Here is a 2,257-nt window from a genome sequence, read left to right on the forward strand (position 1 = left end):
CGCCGTCGCCGCCGCGCGCCGACGCAACATCATCTGACCCCGGCAACTCGCGCCTACCAGGTTCAAACGCACTGGGACTTAGACGAAAGTGAGTCGCCCTGGCTCTGGTGGAGGCTCCTGATCTTGGAAACGAGGATGGGGCCATGCCGAAGGAGCAGTCCGCGGGGAAGCCGACGACACGGCGGTACTCCGAGCAGGAGAAGGAGGCGGCGGTGCGGATGGTCCGCACGCTGCGGGCCGAGCTGGGCACCGAGCACGGCACGGTGCACCGGGTCGCCCGCCAGCTGGGCTACGGCACCGAGTCGGTGCGGCTGTGGGTGCGTCAGGCCGACATCGACGAGGGCCGCGCCCCGGGGGTGAGCACCGACGAGGCCGCCCGGGTCCGTGCGCTGGAGCAGGAGAACCGTGAGCTGCGGCGGGCGAACGAGATCCTCAAGCGGGCGGCGTCTTTCTTCGGGGCGGAGCCAGGCCGCCAGCACAAGAGGTAGTCGCCTTCATCGACGCCAACCGGGACGAGCTCGGGGCCCGTGCCCATCTGCAGGGTGCTGCAGGTGGCGCCGAGCACGTACTACGCGGCTAAGGCCCGCCCGCCGTCGGCGCGGGCCCGCCGCGACCAGGTCACCGGGCCGGCGCTGCGGGCGTTGTGGGAGGACAACTACCGCGTCTACGGGGCCCGCAAACTGTGGAAGGCCGCCCGCCGCGCCGGCATGGACCTCGGCCGCGACCAGGTCGCCCGGTTGATGCGGGTCCTCGGGATCGAAGGGGCGCGGCGCACCAAGCGGGTCCGGACCACGAAGGCCGACTCGGGCGCGGCCCGTCACCCCGACCTCGTCCAGAGGGACTTCACCGCGACCGCGCCCGGTGGTCGCGTGGCACCCAGCTGACCGGGCTGCGGTGTCACTCCGATGCCGGAGCGCAGGGCGGAGTCAATCGGTCGTCGCAACACCTCGTGATCGTGGAGGTGTGTGGTGGGACGACGTCAGCAGCTGGCCGATCGGGCGGTGCGCCCGTCGATGAGGTCGCCGGGGCGGCCGCCACCGGCCCGACAGGTCGAGCGGGCGTTCTGGCGCCTGATCGCCACGGGCGTCAGCAGCGAGGTGGCAGCAGCAGCGGTGGGCGTGTCCACGCCGGTCGGGTCGCGGTGGTTTCGCCACGCTGGCGGGATGGCGCCGATGGATCTGTCCGAGCCGACCAGTCGGTACCTGTCGCTGGCCGAGCGGGAGGACATCGCTCTGCTGCGTGCTCAGGGCCTGGGCGTGCGCGAGGTCGCCCGCCGGTTGGGGCGGGACCCGAGCACGATCTCGAGGGAGTTGCGGCGGAATGCCGCGACCCGCTCACGGTCGTCGGGGTACCGGCCGTCGGTGGCGCAGTGGAAGGCCGAGACCGCGGCCCGGCGCCCGAAGGCGGCGAAGCTGGTGGTCAACCCAGTGCTGCGTGAGTACGTCCAGGAGCGCCTGTCCGGGCAGCTGGAGCACCCCGACGGGACCGTGGCGCCGGGTCCGGCCACGACGTGGAAGGGCTTGAACAAGCCTCACCGCGGGGACCGGCGCTGGGCCACGGCCTGGAGTCCGGAGCAGATCAGTCGGCGGCTGGTCGTGGACTTCCCCGACGATGACGACATGCGCATCAGCCACGAGGCGATCTACCAGGCGCTGTTCATCGAGGGCCGTGGGGCGCTCAAGCGTGAGCTGGTGGCCTGCCTGCGGACCGGGCGGGCGCTGCGCAAGCCGCGGGAGAGGGCGCGCAACAGCCCGCAGGGGCACGTCACCGCTGACGTCGTCATCAGCGAGCGACCCGCTGAGGCCGAGGACCGCGCCGTCCCGGGGCACTGGGAAGGGGATCTGATTATCGGGCTGGGCCGCTCGGCGATCGGCACCCTGGTCGAGCGCAGCAGCCGCTACACCCTGCTGGTCCACCTGCCTCGCCTTCCCGGCTACGGCGAGGTCGCCCCGGTCAAGAACGGGCCATCGCTGGGCGGGTACGGGGCCGTAGCGATGCGTGAGGCGCTGATCGCGACGATGACCACGATGCCCGCCGAGGTCCTGCGGTCGCTGACGTGGGACCGCGGAAAGGAGTTGTCCGCGCACGCCCACTTCAAGATCGAGACCGGAATCGCGGTCTACTTCGCCGACCCGCACTCCCCGTGGCAGCGCGGCACGAACGAGAACACCAACGGGCTCCTGGACTGACCCCCAAAAGTTGGACACCGCAAGGCAGCGTCCAACCTCCCAGGAGTTCAGCCATGTACCGGAACAGC

At 71.5% G+C, this 2,257-nt stretch carries 2 pseudogenes and 1 other annotated feature; both pseudogenes read left to right on the forward strand.

The features are described 5' to 3' along the window. Positions 1–143: 143 nt before the first annotated feature. A pseudogene (locus tag Q0848_RS18835) lies at positions 144–919 on the forward strand (IS3 family transposase); the annotation flags it as partial. Further along, positions 443–560: a sequence feature (AL1L pseudoknot), on the forward strand. It overlaps the preceding pseudogene by 118 nt. A gap of 94 nt (positions 920–1,013) precedes the next feature. Continuing rightward, a pseudogene (locus Q0848_RS18840) lies at positions 1,014–2,183 on the forward strand (IS30 family transposase); the annotation flags it as partial. Between the last annotated feature and the right edge of the window lie 74 nt (positions 2,184–2,257).

Origin of the sequence: uncultured Pseudokineococcus sp., from assembly GCF_947495735.1 — a bacterium.
In the GTDB taxonomy this organism is placed as follows: Bacteria; Actinomycetota; Actinomycetes; order Actinomycetales; family Quadrisphaeraceae; genus Pseudokineococcus.